The organism is Echinimonas agarilytica, assembly GCF_023703465.1.
Taxonomy (GTDB): Bacteria; Pseudomonadota; Gammaproteobacteria; order Enterobacterales; family Neiellaceae; genus Echinimonas; species Echinimonas agarilytica.
The window spans coordinates 639,739-656,670 of the sequence record NZ_JAMQGP010000001.1 but is presented as its reverse complement, the minus strand read 5'-3'; the positions used below and the strand labels follow the sequence as shown (position 1 = coordinate 656,670).

Here is a 16,932-nt window from a genome sequence, read left to right as displayed (position 1 = left end):
AAAAAAGGCAGCCATATTGGCTGCCTTCAATCGAAGTCAATTTAGCAATCGCCTGCATCTGTTGCATCGAGAGTCAATGTATAAGATGCTCCAGACGTTGCTTCGGTATATGAAATAGAGCAGCTACCACTCGAGTCAGCTCCCTTCGGAAAGAACTTAACAGGGGCCGTTCCTGTAATTTCCCAATCGTCGGCATTCATATTTACTGCTGCAACGATGTCAGCTTCAGCACCTTTTATATAACCATAAACGATATTCACGGTTGCGCCTTGCACATCCACAGTTCCTGTTGGTGCACTTTCAGTTCCATCGATTGCTGCACGGCTGAATACGAGCGAGTTTGCTCCGTCAATTGCGCCTTTCAGTCCTTGAATAGTCGAGAGGCGAGCATCGCCTTGCAAATTAATAAAACGTGGTGCGGCTGTTACGGCAAGGATACCCAAAATAACAATCACTACCACCAATTCGATCAGCGTAAAGCCTTGTTGCTGTCTCATATAGACTACCCTCTACTTTATAGATTTTAGTTGTTAACTAGTTAATATTAACTGATACACGGCCATTCGCCGGATCATATACAAAATTATTTCCAACAGTCGTCGAGCCCGAAGGGTCTTCAATCGCACCATTGGTATTTCGATTCAATGTTTGTACTAAGTAAAAAATGCACAAGTCGGCTGATGTTGTAGCCACAAAATACCGGTTGTTGTTCGCTTCACTTGAATCACTCGTCAAGGTCGCCGGGTTTTGTAAAATTCCGTTCCATACTTTAATACATTTTTCAGATGTCATTGATGCGCTATTGCTGTCACTGGGAGCGTCACCAACGGGGTACCCAGGCGAAACAATGGGCGAATCTTGCGCTTCAGTCAAATATAAACGTATTCCATCGTATACAACACTATTTTTTGAATTGACCTTGGGCCGACCTTCAGCTTCCCATTGTGCTCGAACAAGGCTCACACCCGTAGCAAAACCTCCGGCCATGCCTTCAATATTTGCGATTTGTGCTTCATCAGTTACATCTAGAAAGCGCGGAAGTGCAGTGACGGCCAACAGACCTAAAATAGTCACAACAATCACCAACTCAATCAACGAGAAACCTGACTGCTTGCTACTTTTATCATTTAATATGTTCATCAACTCATGACCGCCTTTCTAATGTCTAACTTCAGTCTAATTGCACAACTTGTTCAAAACAAAAAATTTTTACATCTATTTAATCGGATCAGGGGTGTAATCAAAAAAGTCCCCTGACATACCATAAAACCGACATGCAACGGTCTTACGGTCATCAACTTTTTTAGTGACTACCACCGGACTTACTGGATAACTTCTATTGTTAGGTTCAAAACCCATCACCTGAAACCAAATAGCACCGCAATCTGGCTCGTTATTTAAACCTGCTACCATCGGTCGGCCCGCACGGTTAACCTTAATCTTGCGCCCCTGAATCTCTACAAAGGATACATTCCCTTTCAAGCGAGCTTCAGCAATCACCCCGGCTAACGTGACTCGAAAATCTCTTTCAAGTATGTCTCCAATGGAAGCATCCCACTGACTGCGGCTCTTACTGGTTGTTATACTGATACCGAACACCAGCGCCAACATCAGTACAACACCTACAATCACGAGCAGTAGTCGCCGATTAATACCGTCGACATAATTTTGGCTATCCACTATGACGATCCACGAATGACTCGCATCATGTCCCACATTGGCGTAAAAATACCTAAAGCCAATATAAGCACCATACCTGCGACCACCAAAATAAGTATTGGTTCAATTCTAGCTGTTAAAGACTTTAAGTCGAAATCAACTTCTCTCTCGTAGAAATCAGCGGATTCAAGCAACAGTTCATCAACTTTACCTGTTTCTTCGCCCACCGCGATCATTTGCAAAACTAAAGGAGTAAATAACTCACTGCGCCTACAGGTTCTCAGCAGTGTATCACCGCGCTCAATTTCACGGCGCATCTCAGCTACTTTTACGGCAACCCATGCGTTATCGACGGCACCACCCACCAGCGTAAGCGCTTGGTTAATAGGCACCCCTGCGCGCAACATAATGGCGAAGCTACGACTAAAGCGTTCGAGTGTGGAACGATAGATGATGGAGCCCATAATAGGTAATCGAATTTTCCAGCCATCCCAATTTAATCGGCCCGCTTCAGATTGAACATAACTTCGCGCCCCGACCACCATCAACACTAAACCAATCAGCATCCAGTGCCATTGATTCACAAACAGATCAGACATCCCAATGAGAAAGCGGGTTGGCCAAGGTAATTCAGCATTAAATTTTGCAAACATATCTGCAAATTTAGGAATTACAAAAATATTGAGTACCACTAATGCCAGAGTAATCGCGATGATGACAAAAGTAGGGTAGCGTACTGCTGACTTAATTCGTCGGCGGGTTTCCTGTTCTTTTTGAAGGTACATTGCCAATTGCAAGAATGCTTCATCGAGCTGCCCCGTATTCTCACCTACATGCACCAAACTAATGTACATACGCGTAAACACTTTAGGGTGGCCAGCCATTGCGGTAGATAAGGTTCGGCCGCTTTCGAGTTGTTCCAGCAAGTCATCCAAAGTTTCTTTCATTATTTTGGAGTGGCTCGCTTCGGATAAGCCAGTAATAGCCCCTAGAATTGGAACTCCTGCCTTGGTAAGCGAATACATTTGACGAGAAAATATAACTAGCTCATCTAAGCCAATCTTACTTTCAAAAAGTGCCGAGAGATCGAATGAAGTTCCTGACTCGGAAGCCTCTTCTATCTTTATAGGAATCAATGAGCGACGTAATAGATTATCGGCGGCTGCTGCGGGGGTCACCGCATCAATTTCGCCGCGGACTTCTTGTCCTTCACCATCTCGCGCATGATAACTATATTTGGCCATCGTTAATCACCTTGCTCTGATTCAACGATATATTCAGCTAACCTCAAGACCTCAGAGACCGAGGTAATGCCACGGGCGGCATAATCAAATGCTGCTCGAGCAAGCGGCTGGTAATGGCTACTTTTCTTCGCGGCTTCAGAAAATTCATGCGTATCATCATTGCGCAGCGCTTTAATCATGTCGTCATTCATTTCAAGCCATTCAAACACACCGACCCGGCCACGATGGCCCGTTTGGTGGCATGTTTGACACCCTCGCCCTTTTTGAAATGAGAACTGCTTTATATCGAGATCGTCAGCAATAAATTGCAACCAACTCAACTCATCAGCCGTAGGTTGATAGGGTGCTGTGCAGTTATTACAAACACGCTTCACTAGTCGTTGTGCGATAATCGCCCGCAGAGAGCTCGCCACTAGGTATCCTGGTGCTCCCATATCGAGCAAACGTAAAGCAGAACTAATCGCATCATTGGTGTGCAACGTAGATAATACTAGGTGGCCGGTTAAAGCGCCTCGTAAGCCAATTTCAACCGTTTCATGGTCTCGCATTTCCCCCACCAACAAAACATCCGGATCTTGACGCAACGCGGTTCTTAAAACGTTCGAAAAGGTCAAATCAATTTTGGCATTTACTTGAACTTGGCTAATTCGAGGCAACCGGTATTCCACCGGATCTTCAACCGTAATGATTTTGGTTTCAGCGGTATTCATCTCGCTTAACGCACCATATAAGGTGGTGGTTTTACCGGAACCCGTTGGGCCGGTCACCAAAATCATACCGTGCGGGCGTGTTAATTGCAGCCGAAAACGCTTCATTAGATGAGCAGGCATCCCCGTTTCGTCCATGCTCAAGATACCGGCCGACTGGTCCAATAGACGCATCACGACCGACTCACCATACTGAATAGGCATAGTCGACAAACGCACATCAATGCTATGACCCCGAGCATTCATGTTGAAACGACCGTCTTGAGGCAGTCGTTTTTCCGAAATATCGAGACCCGCAATTAATTTAAGTCGCAACACCAAAGCTGCCGCAATCTTAGCCTGGTCAATAATCTGTTCTTGTAATTGGCCGTCAACTCGCATGCGAATGCGAAGCAGGCCGTTGTCGGGCTCAATATGAATATCCGATGCTTTAACTTGCACCGCATCTTCAAAAATAGATTGCAGCATACGTGCAACCGTGGCTTCACCCTCACTATCATCGGTCACAGAATCAGCAAGGTTGAACTCTTCATTCTCAGAATATTCTTGCCCCAACTGAGATGCATAAGAAGAAATTTCATCGGTACGTCTGTATAGCTGGTCAAACACTTCAAACAGCTGACTTTCTCTTACCACAGCCCATTCTATATCGTATTTGCTGAGTCGATCTTCAAGCGCATCAATAGCGTTCAAATCAGCGGGATCGGCCGTCCCCAAATAAACTTTGTTACCGACTTGATCAAACACCAATGCGCGATAACGTCGAGCCAAAACTTCAGGTAGCAATTGCGCAGTTTTAGGTTGAATGTCCAGACTTTGCAAATCAATAAATGGGACATTGAGCTGTTGCGCTAAAAAGCGCATGAGCTGCTCTTCTGATAACAACCCCATATCAACCAAGGTAGTGCCGAGTTTACGGCCGCTGGCACGTTGTTCAGCCAATGCTTCTGTCAGCTGCTCTTCGGTAATGTTTCCAGCCTGAACAAGTAAATCACCAAGCCGCTGTTTGAGTTGAATCTTAGCCATATTAACGCAGACCTAATGTGTTCAGCCGATGCATGACATATTGTGTTGACGCTGGGCTCAATCCGCCTTTTTCAAGCGCTATTTTGTAACTCGACACTGCATCTTCAATATTTTGAATATTTTCAGCACTAATGGCTCTACCTAACCACCAGCGGCTGGTGCCGGGTTCTCGGTTTGTTAAACCTACATAACTCGCATAGGCCGATTGGTGATCGCCCATTTGGCTGGCAACACCAGCTTTTAACATAAAAAAGCCATCATCTTGAACTTGTGATTCATTCACCGCTTGCAAAGCCAACCAAGCTGCGTTTACATCACCTTGACCTAGCAACAGCTGAGCTTTAATCATGTTCAGTTCTGGTTGACTAGGGGTGACACGCAAGCCCCCGTCAATTTCTTGTAACGCCATTGAGTGGCGCTCTGTCTGGTTGTACAACGCCACGAGCTCAACACGCGCATCAGAATTAGTCGGCTGACGCCTAAGTACCGCTTTGTATCGTGCTTCAGCATCTGCAAAACGACCATTAGCGGAATATTCCCGAGCCTCATTCAATTGAATTTCGATCAGCTCCTTGGCGGTCATACGTTTCTGCACAACTGAAGGTTTGCTCACCACTTTCTCGACTTGTTTTGGCGAGGCAGTTTCTTTGACGATCGGAGCGACTTCAGGAATACGCTCGACCGGCGGAGTCACCTCAACTGCTTCGGTTTGCTCTTTCACCGGCAAGGTTTTACCCGCATTCGCAATCACATCGAAATAGCCCCTTGATGGTGCGGGTATATCTGCTTTTACTTCATCAGTAGCTGCGGGAGGGCGTCCTGAAGCCGAGGTCGGAGCCGTTGCTCCAATGCCATTCGTCGATTCATCAACATTCGGCTTCACAATTGATTCTTCTTGATCTGACTGCGCTTGAGAAGCTTGTTCTAAAGCGATTGTTGGCTGAACCGTTAGTATGGTTTCTCTATTTGTCTCCACATCTGGCGCAAACCAAATCCAATACACCAATACAGCGGCAACCAATAAGGTCACCGTTGGTAGCAATCGTGACAGCCACACCTGAGAGGTGCTTTTTCTGAAATCCGGCTGTTGCGCTTGTTCTGTTGAAGACTTTCGAGATTCCAGATCCTTCAACATTTCATTAATAACGCTCAACTTATACTCCCGATACGAAGGCCAAATAACGAAGCATCTTCGGTATCTCTAATCGCTTTCCAAACTTGTGAAACCGAGGCTTGATGCGAGCCTTTACCAAAGCACAGCATTAAAGTTTTGTGACATATCATATTCACCAAACGCGGCACACCGCGGCTGGCTCGGTAAATAAGACGTGAAGCCATTGAACCAAAAACGGGGGCCCCTTTATAGCCAGCGGCCTGCATTCGATGATGAATATAAGGTTGCACTTCATGAGCATGCAATGCCCGTAATCGACATGAAAAGCTAATTCTCTGGCGTAATTGCCTTAACTCGGGCCGGGCCAAACGCTGATCCAGCTCTGGCTGACCGAACAATACTAGCTGCAATAACTTTTTGCGTTCAGTTTCTAAATTGGTAAAAAGACGAAGGGCTTCCAACCCCTCAGTAGGAATGGCTTGCGCTTCGTCGAGTAATAAAACAACTTGAGATCCAGCTTCATGAAGCTCTATCAACCGTTTTTGAATCACTTGCGACAACTGCTGCTGATTAAGGCTATGGTCTAGATCCAACCTTAATTCCTCAGCCAGTGCCCAACGCATTTCATCCGGATTTAAATAAGGGTTTGGAATATAAGCTGCTTTAATGTTGTCTGGCATTTCATTTAGCAATTTACGACAAACCAGAGTTTTTCCTGTGCCAACTTCACCCACAACCTTGAGCACGCCTTCTCCACTTTCGATCGCAATAAGCAACATGGCCAATGCCTCTTCATGAGGCGGCAATGAACAATAAAGCGACGTATTCGGCGTCAGCGAATACGGCATGTCATTAAGGCCAAAGTGTTGCTGATACATCATTGGTCAAACCGTTTTTGGGCGTCTTTATACCAACTGTCAATGGTTGAATTAGAATCCTTCAAGCTTTGAAGGCCATAGTCGGTTTCAACAATCGTTGGCTTTAACATGATGACCAATTCGCGTTTCTCTTCGTATTCAGTGACGTTAGTAAATAAGCCGCCTAATAAAGGAATATCTCCAAGTACAGGTACCTTTGAAGTAGCCTGCTCACGCAACGTATTCATCAAGCCACCAATCACGACCACATCACCGCTATTAGCTCGGACGATAGTGTCTGTTTCTCGAATATCACTTTTAGCCAGAGGGAGCGCTAAATCCTGATCGAAAATAGAGATGATTTTTGTTTGTTCACTAATCGCAGTGACCGAGGGGTGTACATGCAACAAAATCCCGCCTAAATCATCTATTTGTGGCGTCACATCAAGTGCGATACCCTCGAAGAATGGCGTGAGCTCTACTTCAGGTGTAGTCGACGTTGACGTACCTGTCACCGTAGTGGCAGACACTTCAGTCACAAAATATTCGTCGGAACCGACTTTAATGACCGCTTTTTGGTTGTTTGAAGCTGAAATACGAGGGCTCGACAGTACATTGACATTCCCTTGCGTTTTAAGCAGATCAATCACAGCATTAAAATCGGTACTGAGATAACCAATAGAGAAGATACCACCAATCAAATTGCCAATATCGTTCCCCGGAACACCTTTACCTGCGGTCACGTTGCCTGTCACTGGATTAAACCCAGCGCCCGCTAAACTCTGTGACCCCGCACCAAAACCACTACTGCCAAACGCGCTCCAATCAATGCCCTGCTGGTAACCATCAGACAAGCGTACTTCTAGTATTTTCGCTTCAAGCAAGACCTGTCGTTGAACACGGTTTTGTAATCGATTTACAAAAGTTTCCACTTGCGCCAGTTCAGCCGGCATTGCTCTGACGGTCAGCAAACCCGACTGTGGTGTAGAGATAACTGCTCGACCATCCCCGGTACCAATCATCAGCGCCACCGACGACTGCAATTCTTTCCAAAAATCTGATTCCGATTCGGTTTCAATCATAGTTCCGGCATTGTCAACCGAAGATGAGCCTGACGAAGAACTGCGATTGCTGGAGGAACTGTTTGAGCGATTTGAGCTGCTTCCGCTGCTGTCATTATTGTCATCGCCATCAACCAAGCTCGACGAATTGATCGTCGTTCGAGAACGACCATTTCGTTTGAGCATGAGGTAATCGATGGAAAACGTTTCAGTTCTGAGTTTTGATGGAAATACCTGCAATACATTGCCAGTACGTCGGATATCATATCCATACATAGCTTGTACTACTTCAAGTGCGTCTTGCAGTGATACCTGCTGTAGGTTGAGCGTAATTGCGCCTGTCACATCTGGGTGAATCGCAGCTGAATAAGGCGTTCCTTCCACCAAACTCGCAAAGAAAGTCGCGGCATCAACTTGGTCAGCAGCAATACTAAAGCGCACCTGAGAACGAGACAAACGTTCGGTGATTGTCGTTGGCGCCATAAGCTCTTGCATGACCTCACTGGGCAACACCGGCGGCTTGGCAACTTGTTGTTCAATTTGCTCTGACGCAGTTTCAATCTCTTTTTGAATATCGTCAGGCTGTTTAACCGTTGCCTCACATCCGGCGAGCAAAGTGGCTGTGGCTGCAAACCATATTAGAATTTTAGTTTTGGTAATCGTCATAGCGCGCTTCTGTTATTTTTTAAATGATTTAAACATGGTCAAAGTCACTGTTGTTAAGTCTTGTTTTTCTAGCGTCACTGCAGAAGGAGTAATCGCTAACACTGTATATTCACCAAGAACTTGTCCAACACTCACAATACGCCCATCAATCACTGCGTATTGTCGCGACTCGGATGTCATGATTTGTTGCAACCTTAGTTGTACCTCACCATCCCCGCCTTGGCTTGCAACCTCTCGAAAGCCAATCGGCCGAGTCGGATCCGTCAATTGCATTCGTTCAACGTTTTCATTTGCGGCAATCACCGCAAAAGAGCATAGGTTTAGCAATGTCACCAGCCATAATCTAGACACGAATATAGTCCTTACTGGTACTTAGGGTGTAGAGCTCTATCTTAATTTTAGCGTTTGGATACCCTTCAACCCTGTATTCAAACGCGTCCCAATAGAAACGCCACGGCGAATCTTCGATTTCACGTACCAAACGATAAATTTGAAAAAAATCACCGCGTATATTGAGCTCAATTGAATGTTTGAACATTCCGATACCGGCTTTACTTGTGTCATCCAAGATAGAAAGAGGGTCATTGGAACTTAAAGATAACAGCTGTACATTTTCTACTTTCTGCAACAAGTTTCGGAGTACAGGAAGCATTTGTTCAGGCGTCACCAAGTCAACTGTTAACTCATTGAGCCCACCATCAAGGCGCAGCACTTCTTTTTGTAACTCAGTTAACTGCAGTTTTATGCCTTCATTAGGATCTCGCCGAAGTGCCAGCTTCAGTAACTCAATTTGTTGCACTAAATTTTTGTTGTTGAGGCGAGTCTTGGTTAAATCATCGAGGTTTTGAGCTTTGCTATCCATTGCAGGCCCAAGCAACAAAGCCTGAAGAATAAATACAATCACAAACATACCGGCAACCAATACCATCACCTGTTCTCGGGCGGTCATCACGTTAAATTTGTTTTCTAGCTCCTTCATTCGGCTCATTTTCTATCACCCAACTTTGGTTCCGCATGTAATTCAAAACGATGATATGGAGGCTCTTCAGAAATCGTTACTTTATTAAAAGGGCGGCCCAGTAAATAGCCTTGTTGGCCAACCAGCGTAAGCCACTCAGGAATAATATCGGCCTCAGATGCTAGGCCACTCAGTAGAATATTATCCCGGCTAATAACAATGTTATCCAACCAAATTTTGGGCTCATTCACGACCGAGATATCGGTTAAAAATGACGAATAAGGAAAGCGAACCGAAGCCGCCCCTTCTTGAACGCGTTCCATTAACTTGCGCTTTAGCTCTGCTTCTAACTCAACATCTGCATACATGGCCTTGAGATCAGGTGATACTCGAACTTCTGCTTGAGCCCTTGCGAGTTGTTCATGTTGAGCATTCAATTGACTTTCAACTTGTTTCAGTTTTTTCAGTTGCTCTTCCAAATCAAGTTGCTGCCAATCATAAACACCAAACAACACAACCATTAACAATACACAAAACAACCAAATACGCTTGGCCATTTGAAAATCAAGTAACTTGCGAGGAGGCCTTAAGTCAGTAGAAAGAAGCTGAATGCGTGTTTTCATTTTTGACCCTCTTCTTTCACATCACCTTGGTCAAACAAAATACCAATCAAAGGTAGTAAATTAGAGGCTGTCGGAGCTTGCATTTCTATCGCTCCGGCATGCGAAAAAAATTGAACGTCCACACCCAAATTTGAGCCGATTCGTTCTCGCACAATATGCTGATTTGCACCACCGATAGCGAGCATCACTTTACGGACTGGAGGCTGACGGAGATTGCTTTCAAAATAATCAATAGCGCGTTGAATTTCGAGGCTAACATTATCCACTAAATCGACCATCATTTCGGCCGCTAATCGTGATAAGCCGGCAGTACCTCGTAATCCCCTGGATAGGTATAACTTCTTTTGGAAAACAACGAGAATTTGAAGCTCTTGCTCGGGCTTTTGCCACAGCATAAGCACCGGCACCGCCTCATCATTCAATAAATTGAGAATAGAAAGTTCCTCAATTTGAATACCGTTAACGCTACCTTTGAGGTCCACCTCAAAGAAGCTCACCCACTCTTTGAGCCATTTCTTTTCTGCCGCAACGACAGTGACTCGATCGCTACCGCCCACTTTAGGCATGTCATAGTAATCAAGTTGGATATTGTCTGCAGGTATATTGATGAGATCTTTAACAGACCAAACTAAAGCCGCCGCCACTTCGCTGGCAGGAACCGTTGGTTTATCGATTTGAGTTTGCTGGTAACGTTCCTCTGAAAGGACAAGGGAAACCGCCGGCTTAGAACATCCGTGATTTTCCAGCATCTCTTTCATGGGAGCCAAACAGTTCGCGGGGGAACTTTCAGGAATCACCAATTGCTCAACAAACTTTCCTGATTTAAACAACATAGCTGTTAGCTGGTTCGCCGCTAACCCCACAATGAGATCACCATCTGTACGAGGCTTCATCAGTTTGGCAATCAAATCCATTGTTTTAATACATCACCCTATGGTATTCACAGATACCCCAATTATCAGACATTTACCGGCAAGTGCAACAAATGAATGATTCGCTTATACCAAATATCCACTCACCGCTCATTGCTCGCATTAAATACGGTTTTATTGCGCAACACAATGCACGCATATCGATTTTAAGGGACGATTTGAATCACCCGATAGTGAGCGGCAATAAATTGCGAAAGTTACATTACCCACTTCGCCACGCACAGAGTGAAGGATATTCTGGTGTGATCAGTTTAGGCGGAGCCTATTCTAACCATTTACATGCATTAGCGTACGCTTGCCTTGAACAAAAGTTGAACTGCATAACAGTGGTCAGAGGAGAGCAAACAGCAGAGTTAAATAATACCTTGCGCGATATTGAATCATGGGGAGCTCGGATTCACTTTGTTTCTCGATCGGAATATAAGCATAGGCATCACGCTGAATGGCAAGATCAATTGCTACAGCAACTTACACCCGATCACGCATCATGGATGTTTCTGCCAGAAGGCGGCAGTCACACGCTTTCCATGCAGGGATTCGAAGACATATTTTCTGCTCATACAGAGCATTTTGATTACATAGCTTGCGCCGTTGGAAGCGGAGGCACAACAGCAGGACTCGCATTAGCGATGGCGCCTCACCAACGTTTAATTGCAGTACCCGCCGTGCGAGATTCGCAATTACCGAAACGGGTTAAGCAGCTTATTCAAGACGACTCGGTATTTGAGCGCATCGACTGGCTCACCGGGTATGAATGGGGTGGATTTGCAAAGTTCCCCAATATGCTGGAGCAATTCGTTTTAGAATTTACGCAACAGTCGGGAGTGCTTACCGATCCGGTTTACACATCGAAACTAGTCTACGCCATCAATGACCAACTTCGACTTGGTCAATTTGATCACTCCGATGAAATAATGCTTTATCACAGTGGAGGCCTGCAAGGCTGGCGAGGTTTTCTGCCTAAAGTCAGCCAAGAAATGCGGGACTGTGTCGCGAAGTTTCGCTAAACAAATGCCCTTGCCCGCCATAAATCCCCAAGCTTTTCAGCGTCCGCCATTCTTCCTGGCGCTCAACAGCCAAAGCAAATATTTGGGTTGATGTGTTGTCACAAGCACCGAGAATACTGCGCACAAAAAGCTGGTTTTCACTCCGCTCATCAATATTTCGAATTACGTTGGCATGTAACTTGAGATAATCAATATTGAGGTCTTGAGCATAGTGAGTACTGACAACATTCTGCCCAACTTGGTCAACGGCTAAGGTGCAACCTAACGATTTAAGCTGAGCAAGTATCGGCCCCACTGCGTCTAGATGTTGAGTGAGCTGATACTCTGACACTTCAATAATGAGGTACCTCACTACATCTCTATACTGCATTAAGGTTAACTCCAACCAATGCTCAAATCTGGAATCAATCAAAGCTTCGATCGATAAATTAATGCTACAGCGGACAGGTTGACGCGCCTCATAACGCATTAACTTCAAAAGCTGATGTAATGCAACCCTATCAATCTGGCTCGACATTCCACACTTTTTGGCCATGGGTAAAAACACATGTGCAGGCATGAGATTGCCGCTTTCATCACGCAAACGTAGCAGCATTTCATAGTGGTGTATGTCCATATCAGCAGCAGTGACTACTGGCTGCGATGACAATACAAATGCCTTTCGTCGAATCGCTTCTTCAAGCAATGTTCGCCAACGCACAGAGCCCTTAATTTCGGTGCGTGGTAGGTCATCACGCTGATACATAAACCACGTATTTACTTCTTGAACTTGTGCAGCTCGCAGGGCCATATCAGCTTCTGCCATCAACTGATACGGTTCATTAGTGCTTGCAATATCAGCAATACCAACGTGGTATGCATGCTCTTTGTCAATTTCTGTTGGCAATTGAATATGTTTCAAAAACAACAACAAAGACTTCACTGACCTTTTGGTATCTTCAAGCGATGTGCTGGGCAGCAACACCGTAAAGTCTGCATCGTTTCGACGCGCCATAAAATTGCCTTCATGTTCGTCAAAGACGTTGTGAAGAACCAATGCGATTTGCTTTAAAAATTCCTCACAATCTTGTTTACTGAGTTGCTGACTAAGTTCGTCGTAGCTTCTAAACTGCAACAAAAGCAAATAACCCCCTTGTTCATCTCGAATAGCACTTTCAATCTGGTTATCAAAATACAACCGATTTCCAAGGCCTGTGACCGGGTCAAGAAATGTATTCGAGCGCATAAAGGCATCGAATCTGCTTCGCTCTTTACGGGCGTCTTGTAACTCGTGAACTAGGTAGTCAAGCGCCTGTCGAATAATTCGAGGCCGCTCCACATCGTCACCGCTTGCGATAAGTTCACCTTTAATAAGGCGCTGTGCCCGATGAGAGATGTTATCCACCTCTTTTAGCCGCTTGCGCTGCCAACGCCCTCCCCACCAAGCAGTCAAGATCACCAAGGTGAATGCGATGACTAACGCTAAAGCACTATGCCAACTCAAGTGAGACACGGCATTCGTCTCAGAAAACGCTACTTTAGTCACCATTGCGCCGGTTTTATGGGTCTTAGAAGTCATTTTCAGAGCGTTAGCTCTGGCAGGAACTGGCGCATTGACAGCAATGATTAAATGCCCCTGATACCTAACGGTAAAGTGCTCGACATGCAGTAGTTTGAGATTGATTCGGAGCCATTCTGGAATAATCTTCCATTGCGCTGAGGGAGTTTTAGATTGCGCAAGTACTAAAGCCACTTGCTCACTAATCTCTTTGATACTGCTGTGACGCCGTTGCTGCTCCTGCCAGTGCCAAGACCAGGCCACTCCAGCAATTGCAATCATTACTGCTGAGAAGACACTCGCAATCCACACAATACTTAGTCGCTGGGTAAGCCTCATCCGAAAAGAGACTCCTTTATCAAACAAAAGACCTTTTAAATACTAGATGGCCAGCCAAGCTTGCGCACGAAATTACTGATGGAATTAGATGATTGAGAAACATCGATATCTCTTTGACATGGATAAAATGGGTCGCCAAAAACCACATAATAAATTTTGGCGACCATTTTTAGATTAAAGTTAATGATTTACCACTTTAACATCATCGACCTCAATCGCCCCCGTTACTGAGGCAGGCTTACCATTGGCTAACAGCTGAACACCAACCCGAATCAACTGAGTTATATCAATGGAGTCAGATGCCGACGTTTGCGCATTTTCAATAGTGACTTTAGCCCATCCATCCGCATCAGGAGTCAGTTCTCCAACAGAAACACCGCCGAGATACGCACCCGCATAGCTAGCGTCTGTTAGATAAACTTGATAAAGCATATTGCCGTCGTCGATATAAGCTTGAGGTACCTTCAGCATCAGACTCACATCCACACCACTGGTCATATCGATAGGAGAGGCAGAGAAGTCCACTTCAAAGTTGGTTCCGGTCGAATCATCAGCCCACACTAAATCGACCATCAAAGTCCCATCTTCAGCATTGTGACTCAACGTTGGAACAACATTTTGACCCATATATTCGTTGTAACTCCAACCGATAATATCCGTTGCAAAAGCGCTCACGAACAAAGCGGCTTCTTCCGGATCTGGAGTGGGCTCGCTAACCGCTGCGGCAACCACTTGCACATCATCCACCTCAATCGTTCCTGTAACAGACGCCGCTTTACCAGTTGCCAGCAATTGAACTCCCACTCGAATCAGGTTGATTTGGTCAAATGTATCAGCAATACCGTCACCGGCATTTTCGATAGTGACTGTGGCCCAGCCCTCAGCATCAGGTGAGAGTTCTGCAACAGAAACACCACCAAGAAACGCGGCTGCGTAAGAGCTATCGGTCAAGTACACTTGATATAGCATGTTGCCATCATCAATATAGCCCTGTGGCATTTTCAAGCGCAAAGACACGTTAACACCCTCAGACATATCCACTGGAGTTCCAGAGAAATCGACTTCAAAATTAGTGCCATCTGAATCTGAGGCCCAAGCGACATCCACCGCCAAAGTGCCATCGGTTGCATTATGAGTCAGCGTCGGAACGATGTTTTGCCCCAAATACTCGTTGTAACTCCAGCCTGCAATTCCTGATGCAAAATCTGACGAGAACAGAACCGATGGGTTAGGTGTTTCAGGTACTTCAGGTTCTACAGGAGTTTCAGGCACCTCAGGTTCAATGTATTGCGCTGCCAAGCCATCAGCAAAGCCTTGCAGTGCAGGTTTTGCATTGAACTCTGAATCAAACAACAACGGCCAATCATCATTGCCGTACAAGTAGATGATCCACGAATCCATATCAGCAATTCCCCACACGGTAATACCACCGCGCAATGCCGGAGGAACAGTTTCCATATAGGCTTCAACTATATCGCGATACAGCGCTTTTTGGTTGAGGAGTAAAGGTGCTGAAGCATTATCCTCACTGTTGTTTCCATTCATACGAATATCAACTTCAGTGATTTTAACTTTAAGACCGAGGTCTACTACTTCTTGAAATTGTTCTTTAAGTTTGGCTTTTTTAACACCCACATCAACGTGCATTTGAAAACCAATGCCCGTGATATCGACTCCGTCATCAAGCAGCTCTTGGGCCATCGTGGTGACAGCCGACAACTTACTATCTGACCAATTTAAGTTGTAATCGTTATAGTATAAATCTGCATCTGCATCCGCATTTCGAGCCGCAACAAACGCGTGCTTAATATAATCTTTGCCCATTTTTTGGTACCACAAAGATTCAGCTTCATTGCCACTTTGAAAATTTCGGTAGCTACCGTCGTCTAAGAAGGCTTCATTCACGACGTCCCAACTTTCAAGTTGCCCAACAAAATGACCCGCAACACCAGCGATGTGATCTTCAAGCATTTGTTGCCAACCTGACGCATCACCGTCAAAGTCTTGCATCCACTGCGGCATTTGATTGTGCCAAACCAGAACATGACCATGCACCGACATGCCGTTATTGTTGGCATATGCAATGAGCGCGTCGGCATCTTCAAAGTCGAATTCGCCTTGTGCAGGTCGCATGTACTGCGCCTTCATAATGTTTTCGGCACTCAATTGATTGAAGTGAGTTTCAACAATCGTTTGACGCTCTGTACTATTGAGCAAGCTATTATCTGCATCACCAGCAGGTACAGCCACACCGATAGGGAAATCAGCTAACGCAGATAAATGATCAACATCAACCGCAAGCTCATCATCAAGATTTGTTTTAGAAGAAAAGCTCACTTCATCGATATAGAAGTTTACACCTGCCTCAGGACCTTCAATATAAAGTTGGAAGTCAGTGAGTTCACCGCTGACATTGAGCATGTGAAAACCCGAAATTTCAGTCCAAGCATCATCGGATACTTCTGCTGTGGCCACAGAAATATATTGAGTTCCAGCGTCATCTGTTTGTCGTAAAGACAACTTCACTGATGCGACATCTGCGTTTTCTAAGCGCACTTTTACTGTCGCGTAGTAGTCTGTTCCCTCGGTGACCATGCTAGTCAGATCGTATATAGGCCCTTGCCACGTGTCTGTTCGGTTAGTCGTCAGAAGGCTGGCGGCACCGGCGCTAAATTGAACGTTTGAAAGTGCAAGCGTTACACCACCATTGGGTGCCCAAGGCGAGACATCATCACCTTCAAAATCTTGATTCAAAATTAATTCTACAGGCTCTTCAGGCTCTTCAGGTTCTTCGGGGTCCGTGGGTTCCTCCGGCTCTTCAGGGTCAGTTGGCTCTTCCGGTGTTTCTGGTTCTTCCGGTGTTTCTGGCTGTTCCGGTGTTTCTGGCTGTTCTATTTGCTCATCATCTGGACTTGTGAGTTTGCCATCAACCCCACAACCTCCAATTAAGGCTGCAAGCAATGCCATAGCAACACTTCTTTTGATCGAGACCATTCCTACTCTCCTACTGCTTTTATATGTCTTTGTCCAACAACTCCGTTGGCATGTTTTCCAAGCTTTTCCATCACTGCAGGTCACTCCGCATACAGTTGGGAAGCGAATATGACTCAAGAATGATACCTGGTTAACAAATACTTATAGTCTTATTGACAATCTAGTTAAAGTCACAAAGACTACAACAATTCAAATCAGTGAGGCCGCT

Annotated in this window: 15 protein-coding genes; 1 reads left to right on the top strand and 14 read right to left on the bottom strand. The window is 45.4% G+C overall.

The features are described from left to right. Positions 1–41 precede the first annotated feature (41 nt). The 12 genes from NAF29_RS18165 to NAF29_RS02680 all read right to left on the bottom strand — a co-directional run bounded on the left by NAF29_RS18165 (position 42) and on the right by NAF29_RS02680 (position 10,829). Positions 42–497: a prepilin-type N-terminal cleavage/methylation domain-containing protein gene (locus NAF29_RS18165; protein ID WP_285817545.1), complete on the bottom strand. Its 456-nt coding sequence runs from the start codon at positions 495–497 to the stop codon at positions 42–44. A gap of 37 nt (positions 498–534) precedes the next feature. Next, positions 535–1,140, bottom strand: coding sequence for a type II secretion system protein (locus NAF29_RS02730; protein WP_251259949.1), 606 nt, complete (start codon positions 1,138–1,140; stop codon positions 535–537). Positions 1,141–1,215: 75 nt separating this feature from the next. Then, positions 1,216–1,680: a hypothetical protein gene (locus NAF29_RS02725; RefSeq protein WP_251259948.1), complete on the bottom strand. Its 465-nt coding sequence runs from the start codon at positions 1,678–1,680 to the stop codon at positions 1,216–1,218. Next, positions 1,680–2,903 carry a type II secretion system F family protein gene (locus NAF29_RS02720; RefSeq protein WP_251259947.1) on the bottom strand — a complete coding sequence of 408 codons (1,224 nt, stop codon included), beginning with the start codon at positions 2,901–2,903 and terminating at the stop codon, positions 1,680–1,682. The genes NAF29_RS02725 and NAF29_RS02720 overlap by 1 nt, the downstream gene beginning before the upstream one ends. Before the next feature lie 2 nt (positions 2,904–2,905). Then, positions 2,906–4,636, bottom strand: coding sequence for a GspE/PulE family protein (locus NAF29_RS02715; protein WP_251259946.1), 1,731 nt, complete (start codon positions 4,634–4,636; stop codon positions 2,906–2,908). 1 nt (position 4,637) lies between these two features. Continuing rightward, positions 4,638–5,789, bottom strand: coding sequence for a tetratricopeptide repeat protein (locus NAF29_RS02710; RefSeq protein ID WP_251259945.1), 1,152 nt, complete (start codon positions 5,787–5,789; stop codon positions 4,638–4,640). Beyond that, positions 5,786–6,631, bottom strand: coding sequence for an ExeA family protein (locus NAF29_RS02705; RefSeq protein WP_251259944.1), 846 nt, complete (start codon positions 6,629–6,631; stop codon positions 5,786–5,788). The genes NAF29_RS02710 and NAF29_RS02705 overlap by 4 nt, the downstream gene beginning before the upstream one ends. Further along, positions 6,628–8,334, bottom strand: coding sequence for a pilus (MSHA type) biogenesis protein MshL (gene mshL, locus NAF29_RS02700; protein ID WP_251259943.1), 1,707 nt, complete (start codon positions 8,332–8,334; stop codon positions 6,628–6,630). The genes NAF29_RS02705 and mshL overlap by 4 nt, the downstream gene beginning before the upstream one ends. Positions 8,335–8,346: 12 nt before the next feature. Then, positions 8,347–8,685 carry a hypothetical protein gene (locus NAF29_RS02695; protein ID WP_251259942.1) on the bottom strand — a complete coding sequence of 113 codons (339 nt, stop codon included), beginning with the start codon at positions 8,683–8,685 and terminating at the stop codon, positions 8,347–8,349. Beyond that, positions 8,678–9,322, bottom strand: a complete 645-nt coding sequence (locus tag NAF29_RS02690; RefSeq protein ID WP_251259941.1) for a hypothetical protein — start codon at positions 9,320–9,322, stop codon at positions 8,678–8,680. Before NAF29_RS02690 ends, NAF29_RS02695 begins: the two co-directional genes overlap by 8 nt. Continuing rightward, positions 9,319–9,915 carry a hypothetical protein gene (locus NAF29_RS02685; RefSeq protein WP_251259940.1) on the bottom strand — a complete coding sequence of 199 codons (597 nt, stop codon included), beginning with the start codon at positions 9,913–9,915 and terminating at the stop codon, positions 9,319–9,321. Before NAF29_RS02685 ends, NAF29_RS02690 begins: the two co-directional genes overlap by 4 nt. Next, positions 9,912–10,829 (bottom strand): pilus assembly protein PilM, encoded by a 918-nt coding sequence (locus NAF29_RS02680; RefSeq protein WP_251259939.1) that lies wholly within the window; start codon positions 10,827–10,829, stop codon positions 9,912–9,914. The genes NAF29_RS02685 and NAF29_RS02680 overlap by 4 nt, the downstream gene beginning before the upstream one ends. A 71-nt stretch (positions 10,830–10,900) precedes the next feature. On the opposite strand from NAF29_RS02680, the gene NAF29_RS02675 reads away from it, so the two are divergent. Further along, on the top strand, positions 10,901–11,854 hold the full coding sequence (locus tag NAF29_RS02675; protein ID WP_251259938.1) for a 1-aminocyclopropane-1-carboxylate deaminase/D-cysteine desulfhydrase: 954 nt from the start codon (positions 10,901–10,903) through the stop codon (positions 11,852–11,854). On the opposite strand, the gene NAF29_RS02670 is transcribed toward NAF29_RS02675, so the two are convergent. Further along, positions 11,814–13,730: an EAL domain-containing protein gene (locus tag NAF29_RS02670; protein WP_251259937.1), complete on the bottom strand. Its 1,917-nt coding sequence runs from the start codon at positions 13,728–13,730 to the stop codon at positions 11,814–11,816. The two genes, NAF29_RS02675 and NAF29_RS02670, sit on opposite strands and share 41 nt — an antisense overlap. Positions 13,731–13,910: 180 nt before the next feature. Beyond that, a complete protein-coding gene (locus NAF29_RS02665) occupies positions 13,911–16,724 on the bottom strand; it encodes an endo-1,4-beta-xylanase (protein ID WP_251259936.1) in 2,814 nt (937 codons plus the stop codon). Positions 16,725–16,932: the final 208 nt, after the last annotated feature.

What these genes read in the sequence shown, in the direction of transcription:
- NAF29_RS02680 (WP_251259939.1), bottom strand. Translation starts at nt 10,829, where the DNA reads ATGGATTTGATTGCCAAACTGATGAAGCCTCGTACAGATGGTGATCTC.
- NAF29_RS02690 (WP_251259941.1), bottom strand. Translation starts at nt 9,322, where the DNA reads ATGAGCCGAATGAAGGAGCTAGAAAACAAATTTAACGTGATGACCGCC.
- NAF29_RS02665 (WP_251259936.1), bottom strand. Translation starts at nt 16,724, where the DNA reads ATGGTCTCGATCAAAAGAAGTGTTGCTATGGCATTGCTTGCAGCCTTA.
- mshL (WP_251259943.1), bottom strand. Translation starts at nt 8,334, where the DNA reads ATGACGATTACCAAAACTAAAATTCTAATATGGTTTGCAGCCACAGCC.
- NAF29_RS02715 (WP_251259946.1), bottom strand. Translation starts at nt 4,636, where the DNA reads ATGGCTAAGATTCAACTCAAACAGCGGCTTGGTGATTTACTTGTTCAG.
- NAF29_RS02720 (WP_251259947.1), bottom strand. Translation starts at nt 2,903, where the DNA reads ATGGCCAAATATAGTTATCATGCGCGAGATGGTGAAGGACAAGAAGTC.
- NAF29_RS02730 (WP_251259949.1), bottom strand. Translation starts at nt 1,140, where the DNA reads ATGAACATATTAAATGATAAAAGTAGCAAGCAGTCAGGTTTCTCGTTG.
- NAF29_RS02685 (WP_251259940.1), bottom strand. Translation starts at nt 9,915, where the DNA reads ATGAAAACACGCATTCAGCTTCTTTCTACTGACTTAAGGCCTCCTCGC.
- NAF29_RS02675 (WP_251259938.1), top strand. Translation starts at nt 10,901, where the DNA reads ATGAATGATTCGCTTATACCAAATATCCACTCACCGCTCATTGCTCGC.
- NAF29_RS02670 (WP_251259937.1), bottom strand. Translation starts at nt 13,730, where the DNA reads ATGAGGCTTACCCAGCGACTAAGTATTGTGTGGATTGCGAGTGTCTTC.
- NAF29_RS02705 (WP_251259944.1), bottom strand. Translation starts at nt 6,631, where the DNA reads ATGATGTATCAGCAACACTTTGGCCTTAATGACATGCCGTATTCGCTG.
- NAF29_RS18165 (WP_285817545.1), bottom strand. Translation starts at nt 497, where the DNA reads ATGAGACAGCAACAAGGCTTTACGCTGATCGAATTGGTGGTAGTGATT.